This is a genomic window from Desulforamulus ruminis DSM 2154 (assembly GCF_000215085.1).
Lineage (GTDB): Bacteria > Bacillota > Desulfotomaculia > Desulfotomaculales > Desulfotomaculaceae > Desulfotomaculum > Desulfotomaculum ruminis.
Window position 1 is genome coordinate 90,478 of the sequence record NC_015589.1, and the last position, 23,765, is coordinate 114,242.

21 protein-coding genes, 1 tRNA gene and 1 other RNA gene are annotated in these 23,765 nt (G+C 49.6%); 16 read left to right on the forward strand and 7 right to left on the reverse strand.

Features of this window, described 5'->3' with window-relative positions:
- Nucleotides 1–4 precede the first annotated feature (4 nt).
- The 4 genes from DESRU_RS00465 to DESRU_RS00480 all read left to right on the forward strand — a co-directional run bounded on the left by DESRU_RS00465 (nucleotide 5) and on the right by DESRU_RS00480 (nucleotide 4,704).
- Nucleotides 5–1,165: a UxaA family hydrolase gene (locus DESRU_RS00465; RefSeq protein WP_013840170.1), complete on the forward strand. Its 1,161-nt coding sequence runs from the start codon at nucleotides 5–7 to the stop codon at nucleotides 1,163–1,165.
- A gap of 140 nt (nucleotides 1,166–1,305) precedes the next feature.
- Entirely contained in the window at nucleotides 1,306–2,739 is a 1,434-nt protein-coding gene (locus DESRU_RS00470) for an MFS transporter (RefSeq protein WP_013840171.1), read from the forward strand.
- A 22-nt stretch (nucleotides 2,740–2,761) separates the two neighbouring features.
- Nucleotides 2,762–3,667, forward strand: coding sequence for an NAD(P)-dependent oxidoreductase (locus tag DESRU_RS00475; RefSeq protein WP_143758725.1), 906 nt, complete (start codon nucleotides 2,762–2,764; stop codon nucleotides 3,665–3,667).
- Between the two features lie 137 nt (nucleotides 3,668–3,804).
- Nucleotides 3,805–4,704 (forward strand): alpha/beta fold hydrolase, encoded by a 900-nt coding sequence (locus DESRU_RS00480; protein ID WP_013840173.1) that lies wholly within the window; start codon nucleotides 3,805–3,807, stop codon nucleotides 4,702–4,704.
- Between the two features lies 1 nt (nucleotide 4,705).
- On the opposite strand, the gene DESRU_RS00485 is transcribed toward DESRU_RS00480, so the two are convergent.
- On the reverse strand, nucleotides 4,706–7,180 hold the full coding sequence (locus DESRU_RS00485) for a sigma 54-interacting transcriptional regulator (RefSeq protein WP_013840174.1): 2,475 nt from the start codon (nucleotides 7,178–7,180) through the stop codon (nucleotides 4,706–4,708).
- 269 nt (nucleotides 7,181–7,449) lie between these two features.
- Between DESRU_RS00485 and DESRU_RS00490 the strand changes: the two genes are divergently transcribed.
- From DESRU_RS00490 to DESRU_RS00495, 3 genes are all read left to right on the forward strand, one after another.
- Nucleotides 7,450–7,541 (forward strand) — tRNA-Ser (locus DESRU_RS00490).
- A 20-nt stretch (nucleotides 7,542–7,561) separates the two neighbouring features.
- Nucleotides 7,562–7,826: signal recognition particle sRNA large type (ffs, locus tag DESRU_RS20105), an RNA gene on the forward strand.
- A gap of 148 nt (nucleotides 7,827–7,974) precedes the next feature.
- Nucleotides 7,975–9,645 (forward strand): nucleoside kinase, encoded by a 1,671-nt coding sequence (locus tag DESRU_RS00495; RefSeq protein WP_013840175.1) that lies wholly within the window; start codon nucleotides 7,975–7,977, stop codon nucleotides 9,643–9,645.
- Between the two features lie 47 nt (nucleotides 9,646–9,692).
- Here DESRU_RS00495 and DESRU_RS00500 read toward each other — a convergent pair whose 3' ends face one another.
- A complete protein-coding gene (locus DESRU_RS00500) occupies nucleotides 9,693–10,829 on the reverse strand; it encodes a DUF362 domain-containing protein (RefSeq protein ID WP_013840176.1) in 1,137 nt (378 codons plus the stop codon).
- Nucleotides 10,830–11,062: 233 nt separating this feature from the next.
- On the opposite strand from DESRU_RS00500, the gene dnaX reads away from it, so the two are divergent.
- The 9 genes from dnaX (at nucleotide 11,063) to DESRU_RS00545 (ending at nucleotide 18,183) form a co-directional block, all read left to right on the forward strand.
- Nucleotides 11,063–12,706: a DNA polymerase III subunit gamma/tau gene (dnaX, locus tag DESRU_RS00505; RefSeq protein WP_013840177.1), complete on the forward strand. Its 1,644-nt coding sequence runs from the start codon at nucleotides 11,063–11,065 to the stop codon at nucleotides 12,704–12,706.
- Nucleotides 12,707–12,731: 25 nt separating this feature from the next.
- On the forward strand, nucleotides 12,732–13,049 hold the full coding sequence (locus DESRU_RS00510; RefSeq protein WP_013840178.1) for a YbaB/EbfC family nucleoid-associated protein: 318 nt from the start codon (nucleotides 12,732–12,734) through the stop codon (nucleotides 13,047–13,049).
- Nucleotides 13,050–13,287: 238 nt separating this feature from the next.
- A complete protein-coding gene (recR, locus tag DESRU_RS00515; protein WP_013840179.1) occupies nucleotides 13,288–13,893 on the forward strand; it encodes a recombination mediator RecR in 606 nt (201 codons plus the stop codon).
- 261 nt (nucleotides 13,894–14,154) lie between these two features.
- On the forward strand, nucleotides 14,155–14,418 hold the full coding sequence (locus DESRU_RS00520) for a pro-sigmaK processing inhibitor BofA family protein (RefSeq protein WP_013840180.1): 264 nt from the start codon (nucleotides 14,155–14,157) through the stop codon (nucleotides 14,416–14,418).
- Between the two features lie 296 nt (nucleotides 14,419–14,714).
- Nucleotides 14,715–15,386, forward strand: coding sequence for a P-loop NTPase family protein (locus DESRU_RS00525; protein ID WP_013840181.1), 672 nt, complete (start codon nucleotides 14,715–14,717; stop codon nucleotides 15,384–15,386).
- Nucleotides 15,387–15,464: 78 nt separating this feature from the next.
- Entirely contained in the window at nucleotides 15,465–16,550 is a 1,086-nt protein-coding gene (locus tag DESRU_RS00530) for a pyruvate flavodoxin/ferredoxin oxidoreductase (RefSeq protein ID WP_013840182.1), read from the forward strand.
- A 33-nt stretch (nucleotides 16,551–16,583) separates the two neighbouring features.
- Nucleotides 16,584–17,357 carry a thiamine pyrophosphate-dependent enzyme gene (locus DESRU_RS00535; RefSeq protein WP_013840183.1) on the forward strand — a complete coding sequence of 258 codons (774 nt, stop codon included), beginning with the start codon at nucleotides 16,584–16,586 and terminating at the stop codon, nucleotides 17,355–17,357.
- Nucleotides 17,350–17,916 (forward strand): 2-oxoacid:acceptor oxidoreductase family protein, encoded by a 567-nt coding sequence (locus tag DESRU_RS00540; protein ID WP_013840184.1) that lies wholly within the window; start codon nucleotides 17,350–17,352, stop codon nucleotides 17,914–17,916. Before DESRU_RS00535 ends, DESRU_RS00540 begins: the two co-directional genes overlap by 8 nt.
- 15 nt (nucleotides 17,917–17,931) lie before the next feature.
- Nucleotides 17,932–18,183, forward strand: a complete 252-nt coding sequence (locus DESRU_RS00545; RefSeq protein WP_013840185.1) for a 4Fe-4S dicluster domain-containing protein — start codon at nucleotides 17,932–17,934, stop codon at nucleotides 18,181–18,183.
- A 98-nt stretch (nucleotides 18,184–18,281) separates the two neighbouring features.
- Here DESRU_RS00545 and DESRU_RS00550 read toward each other — a convergent pair whose 3' ends face one another.
- The 5 genes from DESRU_RS00550 to DESRU_RS00570 are packed head-to-tail and all read right to left on the reverse strand — an operon-like array spanning nucleotide 18,282 to nucleotide 23,640.
- Nucleotides 18,282–19,367 carry a GerAB/ArcD/ProY family transporter gene (locus DESRU_RS00550; protein ID WP_013840186.1) on the reverse strand — a complete coding sequence of 362 codons (1,086 nt, stop codon included), beginning with the start codon at nucleotides 19,365–19,367 and terminating at the stop codon, nucleotides 18,282–18,284.
- 54 nt (nucleotides 19,368–19,421) lie between these two features.
- On the reverse strand, nucleotides 19,422–19,667 hold the full coding sequence (locus DESRU_RS00555) for a hypothetical protein (RefSeq protein ID WP_013840187.1): 246 nt from the start codon (nucleotides 19,665–19,667) through the stop codon (nucleotides 19,422–19,424).
- 13 nt (nucleotides 19,668–19,680) lie between these two features.
- Complete coding sequence (locus tag DESRU_RS00560) at nucleotides 19,681–20,901, reverse strand: Ger(x)C family spore germination protein (RefSeq protein WP_013840188.1); 1,221 nt, start codon at nucleotides 20,899–20,901, stop codon at nucleotides 19,681–19,683.
- Nucleotides 20,902–20,904: 3 nt separating this feature from the next.
- Nucleotides 20,905–22,530 carry a spore germination protein gene (locus DESRU_RS00565; protein ID WP_013840189.1) on the reverse strand — a complete coding sequence of 542 codons (1,626 nt, stop codon included), beginning with the start codon at nucleotides 22,528–22,530 and terminating at the stop codon, nucleotides 20,905–20,907.
- Nucleotides 22,531–23,640, reverse strand: a complete 1,110-nt coding sequence (locus DESRU_RS00570; protein WP_013840190.1) for a GerAB/ArcD/ProY family transporter — start codon at nucleotides 23,638–23,640, stop codon at nucleotides 22,531–22,533.
- Between the last annotated feature and the right edge of the window lie 125 nt (nucleotides 23,641–23,765).

A 23,765-nucleotide genomic window follows, 5' to 3' on the forward strand; every position in this document is an offset into this window, starting at 1 on the left:
AATCATGTCTATCCCCACTTTTTATGGCTATCGCCGTGAGAACGGCGCCGTAGGCTGCCGCAATCATGTGATCATTTTACCTGTGGACGATATTTCTAACGCTGCTTGTGAAGCGGTGGCCAAGCATGTCCAGGGCACCATGGCCCTGCCCCATCCCTACGGCCGTCTGCAGTTTGGTGAAGATTTAGAGCTGCATTTCCGTACTTTGATCGGCACCGGCTGCAACCCCAACGTAGCGGCGGTCGTGGTCATCGGCATTGAACCCAACTGGACCAATCTGATTGTGGAAGGCATTGCTAAGACCGGCAAGCCGGTGGCGGGCTTCTCAATTGAGCGCAACGGGGATTTTAAAACCGTGGAGCAGGCTTCCTGGAAAGCCAAGGAATTCGTTCAGTATGCCACCGGACTGCAAAGGGTGGAGTGCAGCATTGATGAACTGACCATTTCCACGAAATGCGGTGAGTCGGATACCACTTCCGGCCTGGCAGCCAACCCCTCCATTGGCCGTCTGTACGACCGTCTGGACCCCATGGGCCTGACCTTGTTCTTCGGGGAAACTTCGGAAGTGACCGGCGGGGAGCATCTGGTAGCGGATCGTTGCGCGACGCCGGAAATCAGGGAAGAGTTCATGAAGACCTGGACGGCTTACAACCAGTTCATTTTGGACCAGGGTGTGGATCTGTGCGGTACTCAGCCCACCCAGGGGAACATTGCCGGGGGCTTAACCACCATTGAAGAAAAAGCCTTGGGCAACATTCAGAAGATCGGTAAAGTAGCGAAAGTACAGGGTGTGCTGGCTCCGGCGGAAGCACCGACCAAGAAAGGCCTGCACTTTATGGATACCTCCTCGGCAGCAGCTGAATGCTTAACCCTGATGGCAGCCGCGGGAGCGGTATGCCACTTCTTCCCCACCGGCCAAGGCAACATTGTGGGGAACCCCATTTTGCCGGTGATTAAGGTTTCGGCGAACCCCATCACGGTATCCACCATGTCGGAGCACATTGACGTAGATCTGAGCGGCATTCTGCGGGGTGAAATGGATCTGGACGGAGCGGCGGATGCGCTGATGGACATCATGATCCGCACTTTGAACGGCCGGATGACCAATGCGGAAACCCTGGGTCATAAGGAGTTTGTTTTGACCAAGCTCTATCGTTCCGCTTAATCCATAAAGTCACAGATAAAAAGAGGGACTGGATAAATTCCCGCCCCTTAGAAAAGAAATATGAGAGTAAAATACAAAAATCATTTTAGTACAAAATGAATAGAAAAGCTACAAAAAGTTGCAAGAAAGAAGGTGTGGCTATGTCCCAAGAGATTATTGTGCGCGGGAAACAAGATATTATTAACTTTCTAAATAATGCGGGTCCGGCCAAGAATGCCTCTATTGTGATTTTTACCGCCTTGGGCGGCATCTTTATCGATGCCTATGACTTTACCAGCCTGGGTATTGGGGCGGTGCAGTTAAAAGAGCAATTTGGTTTAAGTGCTGTGCAAATGGGGAATTTAACGGCCTCCATGGCTTTTGGCGCCCTGCTGGGGGCAATTTTTGGCGGTTACTTTGTTGATAAACTGGGAAGGCAGAAAATGTTTTATGCCGACCTCTGGTTCTTTGTGGTTTCCGCCCTGGTTGCGGCCTTTGCTCCCAATGTGGAAGTATTAATGTTATGTCGGTTTTTGATGGGTATCGGCGTTGGTCTGGATTTCCCGGTGGCTTTAAGTTATATTGCCGAGTTTAGCTCCATGAAGGGCAAGGGCAAGTGGGTCAACCTCTGGCAAGGCATGTGGTATGTTGCGGCATCTGCCTCTTTCTTAATTGTGCTTCCCTTTTACTTCCTGGGAGCCGGTCCCCATCTGTGGAGATGGGCGGTTGGTTTCGGAGCGGTGCCGGCCATCGTGGTTCTAATCATGCGGAAGTATTTCATGGAAGAAAGCCCCCTTTGGGCTCTGAACCATGTGGGTATAAAGGAAGCGGCACGGATTATTGAAAGAACCTATGAAGTAAAAGTGGTATTGGATTGCAAACCCGAAGACCTGGAACCGGTCAAGGAAGAACATAAACCCAATCTATCCTACGGGGCTTTATTCACCAAGCGCTACAGGCTGAGAACCCTGATGGCCACCATTGTGGCCATGACCCAGAGTATGGAATACTTTGCAGTGGGTTTCTACCTGCCGGTGATTGCCGCCATGATTTTCGGTAAGGAATTCCTCTGGGCCATTGTTGGCTCCATCGTATTTAATTGTTTCGGCATTGTAGGCGGGACCTGGCAGGCTTATATTACAGATAAGTTCGGTTCCAGAAAAATGTGCATCATTGGCTATAGCATTGCCTGCTCTTGCCTGCTGATCATCGGGTTATTTGAACAACATATGTCGGTGCTTATGCAAGCCTTGGTCATCGGCCTGTTTATCTTCGGGCACTCTTTCGGACCGGGCGCCCAGGGAATGGCAGTGGCGACCCTATCCTTTCCGGCCAGCATCCGGGGCTTGGGTTCCGGTTGGGGACAGACCATGGTACGGGTAGGCAGTATTACCGGCTTCTATTTCTTCCCCCTGGTACTGGCGGCTGTTGGTTTGCAAAAAACCCTGTTGTTCCTGGCCCTGGTACCGGCTATCGGTTTACTGTCCATCCTGGCCATTAAATGGGATCATACCGGTCAAGATGTTGAGTCGGAAGCTTTGCAAGATGAACAAGCGGCCAAAACCCAAGGCATGAGTGCAGGAGTTAATCTTTAGTGCGCGGAAAGTAGATTACGTAATGACTGAATCTGTTTCTCTTAATTCTCGACAAAAAGGGGTGTCCTCAATGAAATACGGATATATTGGATTAGGTCTTATGGGGGGAGGGTTAGCCCGCAACCTCATTCGTGCAGGAAAAGATGTAACGGTATTTGATTTAAACCCGGAAGCCATTAAAAAAACCCTGGCTGTGGGGACTACCGGGAAAGCAGCCCAAGGTGCTGCGGAACTGGCCGGTTGCGATGTGGTATTTACCAGTCTGCCCCTGCCTAAACACATTGAGGGGACCATGCTGGGAGAAGAAGGGCTGCTGAGCAAAATGAAGGCTGGGGCCACCTATATTGATGTAAGTACCATCGACCCCAAAACCGCTAGAAAATTAGCGGAGGCTGCAGAGAGTAAAGGGATTGGTTTCCTGGCCTGCCCTTTGGGAAAAGGTCCGGCCCAGGCCGAGAAGGCGGAACAGCCCATCTTCGCCGGTGGTAAAAAGGAAGTATATGAAAAAATGCTGGATACTTTAAAGATCGTGGGCAATCCCGTTTATTATCTTGGCGGGGCGGAACAGGCCTACGCCTTTAAATTAATCAGCAATATGATCGGCATGACCAATCTGGCTGTGCTGGCTGAAGGTTTGCGCATCGGTGAAAAGGCCGGTATTGAGCCTAAGCAGCTTCAGGAACTGCTGGCCGATACCGGGGCGAACTCCTTCCAGTTACAGGTTCGCGGGCCTTGGATCTTAAACAACGACTTTGGCAACCGTTTCGGTGTCAGTCTGGCTTTGAAGGATGTCCGGCTGGGTTGTGACATGGCCGATGACTGGGGTTATGATGCCAGATTCACCAAGCTGGCCAAGAAATTCTACGAAATTGCGGAAGCCCAAGGTTTTGCCAACGAAGACTGCAACGCAGTTTATAAAGTTTTGTAGTTGTGATTTCAATAACCCTCTTTGCCATTTTGGCAAGGGGGTTCATTTTTTTAAGGCTTATGATTTTTATCTATTCCTAAAATTCTCCTTGCCCGGTATGATATAGGCAAGATTCGTAACGAGGCAGGTGACTGCTGATGATGCCGGGGGATTTTACCTATCCGTCCCGATATCTTAAGGTGCTGGGATACAACCTGCATTATCTGGATGAAGGAGAAGGGGAGCCGATTCTGCTGCTGCACGGGAACCCCACCTGGGGCTATTTGTGGAGGCTTTTTTTGCCGGAGTTAAGCAGGAATTACCGCTGTGTGGTTCCCGATTTTTTGGGCTTCGGCTTATCGGATAAACCAACCGGAGCGGATTACGGCCTGGCGGCTCAACAGCAGAGGCTGTCCCGGTTTGTGGATAAGCTGGGGCTTCAGGAGATAACCCTGATGGGGCATGACATCGGCGGGATTATTGGCCTGAGCTGGGCGGCTGAAAACAAAGAACGGGTAAAGCGGCTGGTCCTCATGAACACAAGCGGGACGGTGCCCGAGGTGCTGGGCGGAAACCGCTACAGGATTCCCTGGTCCTACCTTGTATTGTGGCCCCTGCGGCTTCCGGGGTTGGGTGAAGGGTTGGTGCAGGGCCTCAACTTTTTGCAGAGGGTGGTTATGCCTGCGGCCTTTTGGGGGAGGCAGTTCTTCTCCAAAGAGATCCGCCGGGGATTCGCAGCTCCTTACAGGGGCTGGCGGGATCGTAAAGCTCAGTTGGTTACCGTAAGGCAGATACCCATCTGGAAATCCGATCCCGTTTATCAAATGCTGTATAAAACCGGACGGTCATTGGCGGGTTGGCAGGTTCCCACCCAGATCATATGGGGGATGAAAGATCCGTCTTTTCCCCCGTGGATCATCCATGACCTGGAAAGGCTGCTGCCCAACCACGGAATTACTTTGCGCCTGCCTGGGGCGGGGCACTTTTTAACCGAGGAAAAACCGGAAGAAATTCTTAAACAAATCAAGGAGTTTTTGCAAAATACCGGTGTCCGATGAATTAAACCAGCAGCAGCATGACCAAGGCAAAATACCCCAGAGCCAGAAAAAAGGCCGCGGCATTAAGCCATTTGTTTTTGACTTTAGGGGAGATCTTGGTCAGGCAATACTCTGTAAACAACAATCCGATGACCATAAAGTGGGCTTGCAGAAAGTAACAGGCGGTGGTTGTCAGCAGGGGGCTGCTTGTTTTAAGGCTGGATAATTGGACCAGGTAGTTTTTTAAAGGGCTGAATTTGGTGCCCAACTGGTAGGAAATATGACTTCCGGTAATGAGTGGGATGAAAGCCAAGGACATGCGCAGGTAGGAAACAAAATTTTTGGCCATCACTCTCTTCTTTAAAAAGAAAACAACAAAAGCGGCCAAGAGTAAAAACAGCGTCCAATAAGAGAGATTAAATACCCATTTCCAATGCTGGGGATAGGTATTTTTTATTTCCGGCAGCAGGCATAGGGGCAGCAGCATCAAGCCGAAAAATAAAACCAGAGCAGCCATTCCCCCGTGCACATTGGAGAGACGCCAGATTTCCCTGCCCGGGGGCCGCAGGCTAAATTTAATGGAATCGTTGGGGCAGTTCAGAACACATTTAAAGCACAGCTTGCAATTCATATTACTGTCCAGGTAAGCGGCATGCTGCAGCATGGGACAGCCGGTTCCCGTATCCCCTTTATAACAATTGAAGGTTTGACATTGGTTCTGGCAGATGTCTGTTTTAGCCCGCAGTTCAACCGGTGATAAGGTGGAACAAACGGCGAAGATGGCTCCCAGGGGACACAGGTAGCGGCACCAGATTTGACCCCGGAAGAGCAGCCCGCAGGCGATGGCTGCGGCTGAAATGGCCAGCAGCAAGAGGCCTGTTAAATAAGGAACATCCTTTATATCAAAAAATTCTTCATACCAGAAAATCAGGCTAAAAAGGAAGGAAAAAAATAAGTAGTAATTTTTACTGATAAAGGCTGGCACCGGTTTGGCGTAACACTTTATTTCCTGAGCCTTGCAAGCTAAAAAAGCAAAGGGACAGATGGAGCAGGAAATCCTGGCCAGCAGCAGGGAGGCCAAAATAATCATGGGGCCCATGAATTTCCAGGTGAAGGTATTGATCCAGAGGTTGGTATTGTTTCCGGTAAAGGCAAAGAAAAGAATGCCGATAAAGATCAGGGTCATTCCTTGTTGAGCCCTTTGCGGCCAGATTTTATGATGAATTAAATTTTTCAGAAAGCCCCACTGGAGAAGATTATACCCGGGATGACTCTTGATTACTTCACCAAGAATAATGGTTTCCGCTTCGATAACAGAAGTGCTTGTTAACAGCACGGCCCGGTCAATGATTTCTTCCAACTCGCGGATGTTGGCCTGCTGGTAATCGTGGTACAGCAGTTTTTCAGTGGCGGCCTGGGAAAGGGAAAGACCTTCCTTTTCATATTTTTTACCCTTTAACGTCACAAAGTGATTTAGTAATTCAGGAATATCTCTTTTCCGGTTTCGCAGGGGTTCCAGATAGAGGAGGTCGCGGAACAGTGAATTGCACACAACGCCCGGAAATTTTTTTTCAATATACCGGGTGGGGTTACTGACGGTGGAGGCCATGAGAATTCTTACTTCCCTGGATCGGTTCACATAGTCTATCAACCGCAGCAAAGCGCCTTTGGGGAGCAGCTCGATGTCGTTCAGGAACAGGGTGCCCCCCTGGGCTAAGTCCATATAACTGAAGCCATCGGTCAATCTTTCCATTTTGGCCAGCGGACCCAGTAATTTATTTCCTTCCTCATCCTTTGTAAGCTCTTCGCACTCCACTACAATAAAGGGCTTTTCGTTCCTCATTCCGTAGGTGTGAATGAGATTGGCCGCCAGAATTTTACCTGTTCCCTTTTCTCCCAGGATTAAGACGGGCTCATTGTGCCTGGCGATTTCATCAATTTTATGCCGCAATATTTTGGTAAACTTGCTCTGACCCACCAGTTCATGCCAATCGTTTCTGGAATGAATAATGAAACTGGCCAGGGACAGCTCCTTGTTCCTGGCAGCGAAAATTTCATCGTTTACCTTGATTAGCTGAGAAGAGAGGGTTTTAATCACTTTGTGGTTTAATTCAGGAACCCATTGGATGAGATTTTCAAAACCACGGTCTTTAAAGACAATAATCTGACTTTTTTTGGCGGTACTAATGCAAACCGGAGAGGCTTCCCTGGTAAGAAGGCAAATTTCCCCATAATAGTCTCCGGGAGAAAGTCGGTCCAAAATGATTTTTTCTCCATGCTCATCCTGAGTGTAGACCTCTAATTCCCCTGAAAAAACAATAAAAAACTTGTCGAGGATTTCCCCCTGGGATATCATAAGATCCTGAGGGCGCAGGGTCTTTAAGCTGCAATGGCTGCTGATGTCCAGTAAAAGGTGGTCGGAAATGCCCTTAAACAGGCTCAGATTTTTTAATAAAGGATAGAGGATGTTTGAATTGGTTTGTTTTAACATAACCATGACAATCCTCCGGGTTTATGATTTTGTTTCAGGTATTGATCAAAGGCGGAGAAGCAATAGCCAAAGGAGGTGGTTCCTTTTCAGGATAATTCATTTCCTTTATTGGCTCAATCACAGAAAATGTCGAAAAAAGGATGTGCAGGATCCCTTGAAGGGTTGATAAAAAAGATGTTATAGTTAAGGGACAAGTCTTATTTGGCTCTTGACTTGTGAAACATAAATGAATATAATCTAACATGTAGTCTGTAAAAACAAGAGAAAATTTTTCTGGAGAGGTGGCCGAGTCCGGTCGAAGGCGCATGACTGGAAATCATGTAATGGGGCAACTCATTCGCGGGTTCGAATCCCGCCCTCTCCGCCACAAAAAATGTTAGTCTATGACCGTGCTAGACGGGGAGGTAGCGGTGCCCTGTACCAGCAATCCGCTGTAGCTGGGTTGAATTCCTGCCCTAGGGTATGACTTGTGGGGTCTGGCCATTGTAAGGGGCGTTGATGACCGGGTCTTGCGCAGCGTAGGCTCTCGAACCGTGTCAGGTCCTGACGGAAGCAGCACTAAGGGAATCCCTGCGGGTGCCGTGAGGCAACCTGGTCTGAGCAACCTGCGATGGTTTCGCCCGGAAGTGATCATTCGAAGGTGGGTGCACGGTCTCTAATTTTATAGAATGTGTTGAAACCTGCAATTATTGCAGGTTTTTTGGTTTTTGAAGTCGATAGGCCAGCAAACAAGGGTTTTTAAAAATTGTGAAAATAAAATATAATGGATTCAGTTAGCTAACGAACGAGGAGGTGTACAAATGGAAAATTTAATTAAGGTTTGTGTGGAAAGGGAAGAAACGTACGAAATCGACCAGGGTACACCGGTGCAGGAACTGCTGAAAAAGAACGGGGGAGCCAGGAAATACCCTGTGGTTGCGGCCATGATCAATCATCGCCTTAAAGATTTGAGAACGCCCTTGGACCGGGACTGCCAAGTTGAATATATCGACCTGTCTTCCGAGGATGGGATAAGGATCTACCACCGCAGCGTCATTATGGTTCTGATGCGGGCGGTATCCGAGGCTCTGCCGGGAGGTACGGCCATCATTCAGCATACCCTGGGGAACGGCGTCTATGGCGATGTTTCCTATAGCAGGCCCATAAAGGACCGGGATGTTGCCAGAATTGAGCGGCAAATGCGTTATATCATTGAGGCCGATGAGCCCATGGTTCGCAAAAAAATCAGTAAAGAGGACGCTGAGCGGTTGTTCACCGAATCCGGTCAGACCGAGAAGATCAGTCTGCTCCGCTACCTGCCTCAGGATGAAGTGGCCATTTACTCCTGCGGCGGCTACTATGACTTTTGTTACGGGCCTTTAGTGCCCAGCAGCGGATTTCTGAAGAATTTCAGACTGCGGTTCTATCTACCCGGATTTATTCTGGAATTACCCAAAAAGGAAAATCCCATGGAAATTCCACCCTATATCGAGCAAGGAAAGTTGGCCAATGTTCACTACGAAGCCAAGAAGTGGGCTAACATTATTAAGGTAAATAACGTGGTAACGTTGAACGACATGGTTACCAAGGGAGATGTGGGCAACTTAATCCGGGTATGTGAAGCCTATCACGAGAAGCAAATTGCCCGGATTGCCGATCAAATTACCGAAAATATTGACCGCATCCGCATTGTTTTAATTGCAGGGCCGTCCTCCTCCGGGAAAACCACCTTTGCCCAGCGGTTATCCACTCAACTGCAGGTCAATGGCATCCGGCCGGTGGCCATTTCCCTGGACGATTATTTTGTGGACCGGGAGCTTACGCCCAGGGATGAGCAGGGCAACTACGATTTTGAAAGCATTAAGGCCATTGATAGTGCTTTATTTAACGATCATTTAATTAAATTAATCCAGGGTGAGGAAATTAAGCTCCCTTACTTTAATTTTAAAACCGGCAAGCGGGAATATCACGGAGAGAAATTAAGGCTGGCTCCTTCGGATATGGTGATTGTAGAAGGAATTCACGGGTTAAACGATGTCTTAACCAGCTCCATTCCCAAGGGCAGAAAATTTAAAATCTATGTCAGTGCCTTAACCCAGATTAATATTGATAATCAAAACCGAATTCCCACTACGGATTTAAGAAAAATCCGGCGCATTGTACGAGATCATCGTTGCCGGGGACGTTCCGCGGCTGAAACCATTAGTATGTGGCCGTCGGTTCGCCGAGGTGAGGAGAAAAATATTTTTCCCTTCCAGGAAAGCGCCGACGTGATGTTTAACTCCGCTTTGGCCTATGAACTGGCCGTTTTAAAAGGGTCCGCCGAACCGCTGCTGCAGGGAATCACACCGGATTCTGCCGAATATGCCGAAGCCAGAAGACTATTGAGCTTTTTAAACTTTTTCTCACCCATGGCTGTGGATGAAATTCCGTTAAATTCCATTGTACGGGAATTTATCGGGGGCAGTTGCTTCGTGGGGACCGTGAGATAAAGAAGAAAAGAAACACCCTCAAGCTCTGCTTGAGGGTGTTGAATTATTTAGCGCAGCAGCTTTTTGCCCAGCCAGTTCTGGCGAACCCGGACCGCTTTGTGGGGGCAGAGTTCCTGGCAGCAGAAGCAGCGAATGCATTGATTAAGGTTTAACCGGGGCTGGCCGTCGGCCATGGTAATGGCCCCGGCGGGGCAGCAGCGCTGGCATTCGCCGCAGCCCAGGCATAGCTCGGGGCTGAAAATGGGTTTTGGCTGCAGCCGGCCGATAACCCTTTTTAGGGGGCCGGGAATATCAAAATCGATTTGCCTATGGCCCGGCAATTGAAAAGGTGAAGTAAGGGTTGGCAGAGGGTCTCCCGCCAGTTCCAACTGTTCAGGAGGTGGACAGAGGCCCTGTTCCATGGCTAACCGGATTAACGGAAGGGATTCCGGATGAATGCCGATGAAACCCGAACCTACATAATCCAGGGCATAGGGATTGGGGGAGGCCAGTAAAAGTCCCGCCTTTCTGGGAGTTCCCGCCGTTGGCCCGTCTCCTTCCATGCCCACGATGGCATCCATAATGACCAAGGTTGGTTTTAGCAGGGTGTTGATATCGATTAAAAGCTGGGTGAAGTCTTCCAAGCGCTGCAGGTTGAAGTGATATTCCGCCTTTTTCAAGCCGGGTATGGCCCCATACATTAACTTTACGGCCCCGGTGTACCGGGTCATGCAGTGGGTTTTTAATTTTGGCAGGCCGATAATAACATCCGCTTCGGCCAGTACTTTGAGAACGGTCAGTTGCTTAATGACCCTGCCCCGGGGATGGGCCAGCACCAGTTCGGTGGTGTCAAGGCAAAGGTCGCAGCCGGTGCGGGCGGCCACTTCCGACATGCCCGTAGTCCGGTAAACGGCGTTAAGCAATCCCTTGCTGGAAGGCCCGCCGGGAGAGTCCACAATAAATGGTTTTCCGCCGGCCCTTTGCACCATACGCACCACGGCTTCCACCAGTAAAGGGTGGGTGGTGGCGGCTTCCTCAGGCTTTTTTTTGGCGATTAAATTGGGTTTTACGGCCACCCGCTGGCCCGGTTGGATCCATTTTTCCACAGGGCCCAAGGAGATCAGTAATCCTTCTAAAGCCCGGTCAATGGCTGGTAGTGCATAGCTGTCACAATGGGCAACAGCGACCCGGTTGTTTTCAGTCAAGAATGCAATCTCCCTTCTCGGGTTATGGTGTACAAATAAAGAGCTGGCAGCGGCAGAGAGCCGCAGTTATTCTAAACCTTCCTTTTATTATGACCCGCCGTTTCCGGCGATAGAAATGGATTCTCCCAAAGTCGGATATTTCCTGGTTTTTTAAATGGAAATAGTTTCTCTTAAAGGAAATAAGTATTAAAAGGCGAAACAATATGGAAGAATAACAATGGGGTGTTTCTGTTTTGACGTATAAAGCTTTGTACCGTACATGGCGTCCCCAAACCTTTCATGAACTGGTGGGCCAGCAGCACATAACCCGGACCTTGCAAAATGCCCTGGTCAACGGGAAGGTTGCTCATGCTTATTTATTTTGCGGCCCCAGGGGAACCGGGAAAACCACCACGGCCAAAGTGCTGGCCAAGGCCTTAAACTGCCTGAACAATGACCTGGGAGAACCCTGCAATGAGTGTGACAATTGTCGGGCCGTTAATGAAGGCACGTCGGTGGATGTGATTGAAATCGATGCTGCCTCCAATCGTGGCATCGATGAAATTCGGGATTTGCGGGAGAAAGTTAAATTTGCTCCGGCCACCGGTCGCAGAAAAGTATATATCATTGATGAGGTTCATATGCTCACGGACCAGGCTTTTAATGCTTTATTAAAAACCCTGGAAGAACCTCCGGCCCATGTGGTTTTTGTACTGGCCACCACCGAAGCCCATAAGGTTCCGGTAACCATTCTTTCCCGCTGCCAGCGTTTTGATTTTCGCCGCATTAAAACCCAGGAGATGCTGGGAAGGCTAAAAGAAGTGGCTGCCGGCGCCGGTATTGAAGTGGAAGAAGAGGCTCTTCGGCTGATTGCCGAGGCGGCGGAAGGAGGCTTGCGGGATGCCCTGAGTATTTTGGATCAGGGGGCGGCCTTTGCGGAAGAAAAGGTTTCCGCCGCAGACATTCACAGCATCCTGGGAACGGTGCAGCAGGAAGTACTGGCCCGCATGGTGCGGCATTTGGCTGAGGGAAAGGCGTCTTTGGCCCTTGAACTGCTGGCTGAAATAAATGATCGGGGAAAGGATTTGCGGCTTTTTGCCAGGGAACTGACTTCCCATCTGCGGGGATTGCTGCTGGAAGGTTTGGATCAAAAGAGTCCGGCCGGCTCTCTGCAGGAGCAGACCTTGTTTCACTTGCTGCAGGTGCTGGTCCAGGCGGAACAGGAAATGAAGTGGAGTTCCCAGCCGGTTCTGGTGTTGGAGCTGGCTTTGGTTAAAGCAGCCCGGCCGGAGGTAAGCACCTCTGTAGAGGCTTTGGCCCGGCGGGTGGCCCAGTTGGAACACCGGCTGGAAAGTGGAGCGGTGGAAATTGCCTCCCTGCCGCGGAAGGACTTGGACCAAGAAACCCAGGCCCCTGGGCCAAGAAAAGAGAGCCCTATAGCCAAGGTAGGGACTGCCGGCCCGCCGGAGAAAGAAAAGACGGTTGAACTGCCGGTAAAAGAAAGTCCCGCAGCCCCGGTAAAGGATACGGGCATCGAGATCATACGCCAGGCTTGGCCCGCCCTGTTAAAGGGCATACGGGATGGTGGGAAAATGAGGCTGTGGAGCGTCTTAAATAAAAATGAACCTCAAATAGAGGCCAAAGGCAACACCTTAACCCTTTATTTTGAAGAATTTATTGATTATGCAACAGCAGATAAACCTGAGTCCAGAAAATATCTGGAATGGCTACTCTCCAAACATTTTGGGACTCCCTGGGAGGTACGCTGTGTGCAGGGAAAAAAGCAGGTGCCCCGGCCGACCTCTAATCCTAAGGACGATCCCATTTACCTGGAGGCGGTCCGGCTTTTTGGGGAAGACCTGGTAACCCTTGAGAATGACCCGGAATCAACGGGTTGAGCATATATAAGGAGGATTTAGTGATATGATGGGTGGAAATATGAACAAAATGATGAAGCAGGTTCAAAAGATGCAGCAGGATATGGCTAAAATGCAGGAAGAGTTGAGTTCCCGCACCGTTGAAAGCACCGCCGGGGGCGGTGCGGTGAAAGTGGTGGCCAATGGTAAACAGGAGATCGTTAGCATTGCCATTAAGCCGGAAGCGGTGGACCCCGAGGACGTTGAAATGCTGCAGGACTTAATTTTGGCCGCAGTGAATGAATCCCTGCGCAAGTCCCAGGAGATGGTCTCCAAGGAAATGAGCAAACTTACCGGCGGACTGAATATACCGGGGCTGTTCTAAAAGGCTTCGGGGTATGGTTTTTTGGTTCCGTTGTTAGACTTATAGGCATGTCTTTGGGGTCCTGTTGTTAGACTCATGGGCATTTCTTTTTGAGTCTTGTTGCCGGCCTTGTACTTCGGGATCCTTTACAGGACCCTTTAAGAACACTTATAAGGCTAGCGACAGGACCCAAAGGAAGCACCTCACAGGCCGGACCCTAAAGGACTGCTTGAAAGACTCCACCAAAGGAAGGATAACCATGCTTTACTACTCCGGTCCGGTGGCCAGGCTGGTAAATGAGTTTGCCAAACTTCCAGGCATTGGTCCTAAAACAGCCCAAAGGCTGGCTTTTCATGTATTGAATTCTTCTCCGGAAATGGCTCAAAGTTTGGCTAAAACCCTGGTGGAAGTGCGCCAGTCCATCAAGCGCTGTTCCCATTGCTGCAACCTTACGGATGAAGATCCCTGTCATGTCTGCCGGGATACCAGCCGAAATCGCAAGTTGCTCTGCGTGGTGGAAGAGCCCAGGGATGTCATTGCCATGGAGAAGGCCCGGGGTTATCGAGGTTTATATCATGTGCTCCACGGCGCCATTTCACCCATGGAAGGTGTCGGACCTGAGGATGTCACGGTGAAGGAATTATTAGGACGCCTGCAGGAAGGAGAGGTGGAAGAGGTCATTCTGGCCGCCAACTCCGATGTGGAGGGAGAAACCACCGCCCTTTATCTGGCCCGATTGATCAAACCCCTGGGAATTAAAGTAACCCGCATTGCTCATGGGATTCCCGTTGGCTCCGATCTGGAGTATGCCGACGCCATGACCTTGAACAAGGCACTGGAAGGCCGTGGAGAATTCGGTTCCTAAAATTTTCCAAATAAATAGTCATAAAGTTTGTCCAACCCCGCTATATATGTAGTGGGGTTTTTCTTTGGGGCGGTTAGCCTAACGGGCATTTCTTTAGGGTCTAGTTATTAGACTTAATGGTACTGCTATGAGGTCCTGTATCAATAAGCTGCAGGACCCGAGAAGAAGACTTTTAAGGCTAGCAACTGGACTGTTAAGGAATACCAATAAAGCCAACGGCCGACCTGAAAAAACCACCCTTTAGCAAACGGGGGTGTTTATATGGAAACAAAGACCATCATCTTAAGCCTGCTGGGGCTGTTGGGCCTGTACCTGTTTGGGACAATCTTTGCCCGGCCCCTGGTTTTAATTGGTAGAGTGGGAATATCCCTGCTGGTGGGCGGCCTTTTACTGGCGCTGGTCAATGTAGCCTGCGGTGGTTTGGGCCTGCATATTGCCATTAATCCGGTTACTTTGTTAACGGCAGGTATATTGCAGATTCCGGGGGTTGTATTGTTGGTACTGGCAAACTATATGGTGCTTTAAAACCTCTAAAGCATTAAATTTGACCTTTTACTTTCCCTAGAGGCAGTTGGCCGAAAAACAAATCTGAACGCAATGATTTAATGTTGTAAATAATTTTTCCGCGAAATGTCGAAAAAAGGACTTGAACGGTTAGTTGGCCTGTTAAATAGGGTTAACTAATTGTTGACTTAATAAATTTTAGAGATTATACTAGTAAGAAGAGCTCGGGATATGGCGTAATGTCCCGGTTCTTGCTTTTTATAGAGCTTTTAGGAATTTTCTGAAATGGACAAACTAATACCGCAGAAACAGGGGGGATGACCATTTCGAAGAGAATTGTTGAGGCCTATGTGGGTGAATATGCCAGTGGAAAAAGTGAAGTGGCTGTAAACCGTGCTCTGGAATTGGCCAGCTTAGGTCGCAAGGTGAACTTGGTAGACCTGGACATTGTGGAACCCTGTTATACCCTGCGTCCCATTAAAAAACAGCTTGAGGATGCCGGGATGAGCGTCATCGCCTGGGAAACAAGGGAAACCATGGGCTTAGGAGAAGCCGGCAATACCATTAAACCGGAATCCCGGTGGGCATTATACCGGGAGGGGGATGTGATTCTAGATATTGGGTATGGTATTGAAGGAGCAAAAACCCTGAACCTTTTGGAAGGGGTGGAAGAAACCCCGGAATTAAAGATTATCGCTGTAATCAATGCCAAAAGACCCATGACATCAACCGTCCAAGAAATTCTTGATTACATAAAAGAACTGGAACCTATTCACGCGCTCATAAACAATACGCACCTGGGGGATGAGACAACGCCGGAAGTTGTTCAAGAGGGTGCGCGGATGGTAAGCGAGGTTTCTAATATTCTGGGAATCCCTGTGGTAGCCACCACCGCAGACCAAGAAGTAGCCCGGCAACTGGGAGCACAGGATTGTATGGGATATCCCGTACGACCCCTGGTTCGTTACATGCCGCATACGTTTTGGTAGGACAACCAGACCATTATAAATGTAGGCTTCAAAGTTGCTCCAAAGGAATCTATTAACTTAGGAGGTGTGGTTTTTCTCATGTCCGAAAAACCGATTACCGGAGAAAAGCGGGCGTTCATGACGGGTAACGAGGTAGTTGCCTGGGCAGCCCTGGCAGCCAATGCCGAGATTATGTATGGCTATCCCATTACTCCTCAAAACGAAATCATGCACTACTGGACCCGCCAAGCTCCCAAATTTGACCGCAAATTCCTGCAAACCGAAGATGAACTGTCTGCGGGTTTTACCACCGTTGGCGGAGTGCTGGCCGGTCTTAGGGCCTTTACTGCCACCGCGGGCCCTGGTAACACACTGATGCAGGAACCCATGTCCATGGCTGAAGCCATGAGACTCCCCAGCGTGGTGGTTGTCCAACAGCGTGGCGGCCCGTCCACAGCGACCGTTATTTACTCCCAACAGGAAGTAACCCTCACTACATACGGTGGTAATGGTGAAGGGATGCGGGTGGTTTACTCCCCTAGTAATCACCAGGAATTGTTTGATTACACCATTAAGGCCTTTAACACTGCCTGGAAGTATCGTTTCCCTACCTTTGTACTGGGCGACGGCTACCAGGCTAAAATGCGTGAATCCGTAACCCTTTACGATCCCGCCGAAAGAGGCATTGAAATGGTTCCCACCGAAAAATACGTGGGCAAACCCGGAACTCCCGGTGTAGACCGCGAACCCGGGCATTACCGCAATACCTATAACGTTGAAGAAGAACTTTATGAAGTACTCCAACAGCATTTTGCTGATTATGAAAAAATGACTCCGGAAGTTGTGGAATACGCAGAGGAATTCACCGAGGATGCGGACCTGATCGTGATTGGCCACGGTGTTGTTTTCCGTGGTGTGCGTGATGCCGTTAAAGAACTAAGAGCAGAGGGGCTGAAAGTCGGCTATTTCCGGCCCATCACCCTTCGTCCCTTCCCTGCGGAGCAGCTTAAGGCTTTAGCCACCGGCAACAGAAAACTGTTAATTGCTGAATCCGCCCAGGGCCAGTTGGCCAAACTGGTGAAGGATGCCATTTACGGTGCCACCGCCGAAATCGTGCCCTATTTCAAGCCCGGCGTGGGGATTACCACCGAACAAATTGTGGCCAAAGTTAAAGAGGTGCTCTAAGAATTTTTTGCAAATAAGGAGGGAGGTTTCAACATGTCTGTGAACCCACAACCCGCTATGCCCAAAAGCTGGCGTGTAGAAAGTAAACCTCATAAATTCTGTCCCGGTTGCGGTCATGGTCAGGTGCTCAAGTGCCTGGGCGAGGCCATTGATGAACTGGGTATTCAGGATAGAGTTGTATTTGGCTGTGACATCGGCTGTTCTTTGCTGTCCTGGGATTTCTTCAACTGTGACAGCGTGCAGACCCACCATGGGCGGACCACCCCGGTAATGACCGGTATTAAACGGGCCAACCCCGATCTCATCTGCATTGCCTATATGGGTGACGGCGGCGGCTACGCTATCGGTGTCGGCGGTATCGTAAACGCTGCCGCCCGTAACGAAAAAGTTACCGTTCTTCTGGCCAACAATACGGTGTATGCTATGACCGGCGGCCAGATGTCCCCTTGCACCATGCCCGGCCAAAAGGTAGAGACCGCTCCCTACGGTCGCGATGCACAGGCAACCGGTATGCCCACCCAAGGACCGGAAATGATCTCGGCCATCACCGGTGACGGCGCCTATGTGGCCCGGGGCAGCGTTGCCAATTTACGGCAGTTAAAAAGCTATATTAAAAAGGCTTTGGAAAATCAGATGCAGGGGAACGGTTTTTCCTTTGTGGAAGCCTTGGCCTCCTGCCCCACCAACTGGCGGACCAATGCCCAAAAGACCTGGGCCTTTGTAGAGAAGGAAATGACCCAGTACTTTAAGGTTGGAGAAAAGAAAAACCCCTTTGAGGCAAAGAAGGAGGCTCAGCAGAATGGCTAAAGCTACAAAAATCTGCTTGGCCGGTGAAGGTGGCCAGGGTGTTCAATCCGTAGCGGAAATTATTGCCGCGGCTGCCAACGCGGAAGGACGCGAGGCGCTGTACATTCCTAACTTTGGTGTTGAACAGCGGGGCGGTGTATCCATCGCTTACCTGCAAATTGGCGACCAGCCCATTGGAGCTCCCAAATTTGATAAAGCCGACATTTTGATTGCCCTCAGTGACCGCGCTGTCCGTCGCTGCAAGCAATATGTGGGCCCTGAAACCGTATATGTTTATGATACCAGCATTGAAGGTGTGGAAGAGGACCTGCCCAAGGAAGGCGAAGCCAAGAGGGTATTGGCCATTCCCGCTCTGGAGATTGCTAAGAACGAACTGCACCCCCGGGTATTTAACGTGATCATCATGGGTGCCGTAGTGGCCGCCACCAATGTGGTTCCGGCTGAAGCCGCCAAAAAGGCCATTGAAAAGAAACTTGGCTATAAATTTGAGCAAGATCCCAAGCTGCGCGAACTGAACTTTAAGGCCATTGACCGCGGCATGGAACTCATGAACAAGTAATTAGGGGGGAAAATCATGGAATTCAAAGGCCGTACCCTAGAGCTAACCAAGGGTGATTGGACGCTGTTCCCCGGTCTGTGCAAAGGCTGTGGACTGTGCATTCAAAAATGCCCCAAGAAGTGTATTGCCTGGTCCAAAGTGCTGGGTGTATATGGAACCCCCTCGGTAGAGGCCAACGACGAGTGCATCGCCTGTGGTATCTGCCAGATGGTTTGCCCAGATACAGCCATCCTGGTTAATAAAAAGAAAGTAGCCAAAGAAGCATAGTTTTGTAACATAACCAAGACACCCCCAAACGGGGGTGTCTTTATTATGTGCCGGGGTAGTCATGATGATTTTTGCAGAGGATTTGCTTTCTTTGCTGCCTAACGCTGGGATTTTAGGGCGTTTTTAAGGATGGCAACCAGCCAAAGCAGCAGGGGAACGCCAAATTGAATGGGAAGGGCGTATACCGGCCAGATGGTCGCGGCAAAGGTGAATTCTTCTATGGCGTTGCTATGTAAATAAAGGGCAAATAAAATGAATAATGCTCCCGCCGGCAGTATCAGGGGCTTATAATCGGATAGTTTGAACCAGTGGGAAGTACCCAGAACAAAACCGTAGTAGCAAATGAAAAATTTACAGATGGAAAAGACAAAGGTATTTAGCGCCATGATGGGCATCAACAGCCTTCCGCCGGGGGCGGAACTGAGACCCGTTATAGTGGTAAAAATGGCCCGGGAGGAGCGTTCCGGGTCCAGCGTAACAATAGCCCGTTCAATGGAGAGAACTAAAACCAGGATCCCGGCCAGGAGGCCGGCTGTAAGGGACGGACCTACTTGCTGCGGTTTATGAATATGAAAGATCAGCAGGCTGAACACAATAATTTCACCCACGGGGAAAGCGGTAAAATTAACCGCCGAGTGCAGAATGGGCTTAAATCCCCGGCTCAAAACCGGCAAAAGATTGGAATAATTTGCAAACAGCATGCTGTAGATATGTACGATGGAAAAGCCGATGACCACCAAGAAAATTAAAATTTTAAAGGCCCGGGCCAGGGTTTCGATGCCTAATTTAACGCCATAAGCGGTTAAAGCCACGGTAAAAATAAGAATAACCGTCGGCGGGGTTTGAAAAAGCATAATGGAAGATACGAAGGTTAAAATGTTTCTTAATACCAATGCTCCCAGATGGAAAGTGAACCAGAGGATAAGCAGGCCCAACAGCTTACCCGGCCAGCCCAGAATGGAGCTGCTGTATTGTATCAGGGACTGGCCGGGATACATCCTGTTCAAAGAGGTAAGCAGGGCAATGAGGAGCAAGCCCGGAATAGCCGCCAGCAGCGGTGCCAGCCAGGCGTCTTGTTTAGCCGTCAAAATGGTGGCGGTGGGAGACAGTAACAGGGCGGTACCTACCACATATCCCAGGGTTAAATAGGTTCCGTGTTTGGCCGAGATGAATTCTTTGTCCAAGACGATCTTCCTTAGCAAAAGATTTTTTCCGGTGGTGATTTATAAAAGAGCTACCTATAGGGCGGTACCCAATATCTTTTCCAACTGCAAGGCCAGAGGTTTAAAGATCCCCTCAATCAGCTGGGTGGGATTGGGTAAATTCACATCAAAGGCCATGCCGTAACTATAAACAATAGCCGGCAGCAGCAGAAGGGAAAAGGCGGTTAACTCCCGCCACTTTTTTTGTGCCAGCAGCCGGGGAACTTCCAGTACAATAATCAGGATATAGGCCAGGGTAATTAAAATAACGGTTAAAGCCATGAGCTTCCTCCGATTACTTGATTTTTTGGGGATTTACTGAATTGATGATTAATCCCACACCATTGATGTGACTTTCCACCGCCACGTCCACTTCCAGCTCTTTAAAGGTTTCCGGCCACTGTTTAGAAAGCTCCCGGTTCCAGGCTTCGGGATAATCCCGGTGGACGGCCCCGGCAAAGCCTAAAACATCGGTATTCAGTTCCTGGGCCCGGGTTACTGCTCCGTTGATTTGTTCTTTTACCTCTTTTGCCATCAGGGATTCGATTTTCTTAACCTGTTTTTCATTCAGCTCTATGCCGGGGGCCATTTCTGTAAGATTACCCTGAACCTTAACCTCTACCTTCATAATCAGATGCCCTTCTCTCACTTCAGACTTAAATTTACTGCTGCTTTTGGTTATTTCCACCGATACTCTTTGATTTTGCAGATTTAAGATAAGCAGGCCCTGTCTGACTTTTCCCTGAATCCAGAGCAATCCCCGGCTTTCAACCGGGTTAAACCAGCCCGCCAGTTTATCCCGGTTGAACACAGCGGTGTCTGAAAGGGTTAACTCTTTGGCCGGTGCGGGTTCCTGACCCGGTAAAAATACGCTGTCCGGATCTTTCATCAAGCTCTTGGTAAAGGTAACCCCCGCCGTGTAGGGCTGAGTATTGGGACTGCCAAGCTGCTGCAGGAAATCACCCAGGCTGGATATGGCGTATTTGGCATTGCGGTTGCGGATGTTGATGATATCCGAGAGCACCTGGGATGGGGGCTGACCGGCATTGTTACTGGATTCCAGTATTTCCGGCAAGCCCTCTTTGGCGATCAGGATCCAGGCATTTTGCTTAAATTCCGGATCCCTTTCGATAAAGTCCAGCACATCCGCCAAACCTTTTTTGGCTAGTTTTTCAGAAATAATGAAGACCTGATTATGAGACCAGAAAAAAACATTGGGAGACTTGAGCGTAAGATTCAGCACAGCGTCATAAACAGTTTCCCCGGTACTGTACCAATTTTGAAAGGTATCCACTCCCTGGTTGGTTCTTCCCGTAACTCCCCCGCCGGCCCCGGGAGTTTGGGGCTTTACCGTTTGAGCAATGACGACGATGGTCCCATCCTCTTTTTGATCAATGCCCATACCCACCACAATGCCGGTCTCTTCCGCTTCCCGCAAATCCCAGCAGCCTGCCAGGCTGAAAGAAAGCAGAAGGATACCAAGCAGCTGGAGAAACTTTCTTCTCAAGGATCCCACCCCCTACTCCTTTTTCCCAGGCGGCCTTGGTTTAAGATTTCGGCCCATCAATTGGTTGTTCTGCTGTACCAGCTCTGCCGGTCGTTTGGATCGGGTCCAGTGAGGAGCCACAATCAAGGTGTCTTTTAAACCCTGCCAATTAAAGGGCGCCAGAGGGCTTAAATAAGGAACCCCAAAACTTCTTAGAGAACATAAATGAAGCAGAATGGCTAACAGGCCGATCATCACACCAAATAGTCCCAGGAAAGCTGCGGAAATCATTAAAGGAAAGCGCAGCATGCGAATGGTAATGCCAAAATTGTACTGAGGGATGGTGAAGGTGGCAATGCCGGTGAAGGCCACCACGATAACCATCAAGGGAGATACAATGTTGGCCTGGACGGCTGCCTGACCGATGACCAGGGCCCCTACGATGCTGACGGCCTGGCCTATGGGCCCCGGCAGGCGGATACCCGCTTCCCGCAGTGTTTCAAAGGCTGCTTCCATCAGCAGGGCTTCCAGGAAAGCCGGAAAGGGTACTCCCTGACGGGCCGCAGCAATACTGATAAACAGAGTGGTGGGGATCATTTCCTGGTGGAAGTTGGTGATGGCAATGTATAGGGACGGCAGCGTCAAGGCGGCTAAAAAAGCCAGATATCGCAGCCACCGGATCAGGGTGGCAAAGTAAAAGTTGACGTAATAATCCTCCGGATGCTGCAGTAAAGACAGCAGTTCCCCGGGAACCACCAAAGCCAGCGGGGTATTATCGGTGAGAACGGCCACTTTTCCTTCCGCCAGATTTCCCACCACCCGGTCCGGTCTTTCGGTTACGAGCATCTGGGGAAAGGGAGAATAAGGGCTGTCCTTAATAAAGTGTTCCAAATAACCGCTTTCCAGGACCACGTCGATATCAATTCTTTCCAGCCGCTTCCGCACTTCCGCCACCAGACCTTCGGAGGCAATGGTTTTTATATACAGCAGGGCTACGGTGGTATTACTGACTTTACCGATTTTTAAAGTTTCCACTACCAGATTGGGAGAGGCCAGCCGCTTGCGGATCAGGCCGATGTTAACAGGCAGCCCTTCAATGAAGGCGTCCCGGGGACCCCTTACAGAGTTCTCCAGGGAGGGCTGGGGAATATCTCTCATTTTATAGCCTTTGCAGCTTATGGCAAAAGCACGGGGAAAACTATCCACCAATAAAATCACTTCACCCGTCAGCAGGCTGGAAATGATGTCATCAAAGGCAGTATATTGTTTTATTTCGGCCCGGGAGATTAGCCCCCCCTCGGTTAAGACCTTGAGTAAATGAACACCGGAACGCTGATTCAGAGGGGGTTCCAGCAGGGGGCTCATGATCTCCCGGTCTAAAAGGGGAGGGTCAATCAGGTTATCTATATAAATCACGGCAGCCTCCAGGGGTTGCTCCTGGCCCAGAAAGAAAGTTCTTTTTACGAAATCAACATTTTTACCCAGAATCCGGGTCATCTGATCCAGATTTTTCTGCAGGGAGGGGACGATTTCTGTAGACGCCAGTTCCTCTTGGGTATAAATATCCCTTTGTGTCGGTTGAGGGTGATAGGGCCTCGGGCGATTCTTCCGGATTTGCCTTTGTAACATGATCCATTTCAACTTTTCTAAAAGATCCATCTATGCAGCCCCCTTTGAACGATTTAAGCCGTGGCGGAACAGGGAGAGAAGGTATAATAACAAGGGAAGACCCAGATTGATAAAAAGGATGGAAACCGGGAAAGTATACTGGGAAAATTCCAGCAGTTTTTCCGTATTAGGCCAGGATATAAAAGCCAGCACCACGATTAGGGCTCCTGCCGGCAGGACCAGGCAGCGATAGCTGGTTAGGCCGAACCATTGGGCCAATCCATACACTCCGGCAAAGAAGAAGGTGGTTAATTTCATTAGCATGCCGGAAATCCAGACGGCCATGAATAAAGCGCTGGGCTGAAAAATCAGTTCCTGTACAAAATGGGGAGGCTGCGACAGCAAAGTAAATAACGGAAAAACCAGCCGGCTGGTCCGGTCCGCACCAAGGCTGCCTACTACGGTGATGATGACCATTTCCAGCAGGAAAAACAGCAGGAGAATGGCATATAGGGTAACCCTCCGGACAGCAGATTTCCGCTGGATAAAAGGGATCAGCATTAAAATTACCGCCGTTTCCCCGAGCCAGCTGGACGGTGACAGAGAACCGGTAACAATGGGACCAACCCCTTTGGAAAAGTCCGGTTTAAGGTTATACCAATCTACTGTCCCCACAAAAACAAAAAAAATAATAAGAATGGCAAACAAGTTGAAAAAAAGAATTAAGCTGTTGGCCCGGACAATTACCTCCAACCCCAGGTACAAAGCCGCACAGGAAAGCAGGGTAAGCAGCACCAGGAAAACTACCGGTGGGGTTTCGGGCATGTAAGCCGCGGACATCAATGCCTGGAATTGCCTCAAAACGTAATAGGCTACATAAATAAAGTAAAAAATAAACAGGAGGCTTACCAGCTTTCCCAAGGGGAAGCCCAGTATATCCACAGCGTATTCAATGATGGTCTTTTCCGGATAGCGAAGGCCCAGAGAGGTGGAAACCAGGGCAATTAACGACCCAACCGCCAGAGCGATTACCAGAGCCAGCCAGGAGGCCATACCTGCTCCCTTGGCCACTAAACCCGGTACAAAAAGAATGGAGGTGGCAAATACAATCATGACCAGATACCCCATGGCCTGCCACTCAGAAATTTTCCAGTTTTTCAAAAAACCATCCTCCCATAAGCTCTAAAAAAGCTGCTTATCAATACTTCTAGTATTTTCTCCCAATAAAGAAAACATGTACAAGAATGCAGGTTGTATTGGATCAGGCATACGAATAAAAATACCGG

Excerpts from the sequence above, each read along its gene's own strand:
- DESRU_RS00465 (WP_013840170.1), top strand. The coding sequence starts at position 5 with ATGTCTATCCCCACTTTTTATGGCTATCGCCGTGAGAACGGCGCCGTA.
- DESRU_RS00470 (WP_013840171.1), top strand. The coding sequence starts at position 1,306 with ATGTCCCAAGAGATTATTGTGCGCGGGAAACAAGATATTATTAACTTT.
- DESRU_RS00475 (WP_143758725.1), top strand. The coding sequence starts at position 2,762 with ATGACTGAATCTGTTTCTCTTAATTCTCGACAAAAAGGGGTGTCCTCA.
- DESRU_RS00480 (WP_013840173.1), top strand. The coding sequence starts at position 3,805 with ATGATGCCGGGGGATTTTACCTATCCGTCCCGATATCTTAAGGTGCTG.
- DESRU_RS00485 (WP_013840174.1), bottom strand. The coding sequence starts at position 7,180 with ATGGTTATGTTAAAACAAACCAATTCAAACATCCTCTATCCTTTATTA.
- DESRU_RS00495 (WP_013840175.1), top strand. The coding sequence starts at position 7,975 with ATGGAAAATTTAATTAAGGTTTGTGTGGAAAGGGAAGAAACGTACGAA.
- DESRU_RS00510 (WP_013840178.1), top strand. The coding sequence starts at position 12,732 with ATGATGGGTGGAAATATGAACAAAATGATGAAGCAGGTTCAAAAGATG.
- recR (WP_013840179.1), top strand. The coding sequence starts at position 13,288 with ATGCTTTACTACTCCGGTCCGGTGGCCAGGCTGGTAAATGAGTTTGCC.
- DESRU_RS00520 (WP_013840180.1), top strand. The coding sequence starts at position 14,155 with ATGGAAACAAAGACCATCATCTTAAGCCTGCTGGGGCTGTTGGGCCTG.
- DESRU_RS00525 (WP_013840181.1), top strand. The coding sequence starts at position 14,715 with ATGACCATTTCGAAGAGAATTGTTGAGGCCTATGTGGGTGAATATGCC.
- DESRU_RS00530 (WP_013840182.1), top strand. The coding sequence starts at position 15,465 with ATGTCCGAAAAACCGATTACCGGAGAAAAGCGGGCGTTCATGACGGGT.
- DESRU_RS00535 (WP_013840183.1), top strand. The coding sequence starts at position 16,584 with ATGTCTGTGAACCCACAACCCGCTATGCCCAAAAGCTGGCGTGTAGAA.
- DESRU_RS00540 (WP_013840184.1), top strand. The coding sequence starts at position 17,350 with ATGGCTAAAGCTACAAAAATCTGCTTGGCCGGTGAAGGTGGCCAGGGT.
- DESRU_RS00545 (WP_013840185.1), top strand. The coding sequence starts at position 17,932 with ATGGAATTCAAAGGCCGTACCCTAGAGCTAACCAAGGGTGATTGGACG.
- DESRU_RS00555 (WP_013840187.1), bottom strand. The coding sequence starts at position 19,667 with ATGGCTTTAACCGTTATTTTAATTACCCTGGCCTATATCCTGATTATT.
- DESRU_RS00565 (WP_013840189.1), bottom strand. The coding sequence starts at position 22,530 with ATGGATCTTTTAGAAAAGTTGAAATGGATCATGTTACAAAGGCAAATC.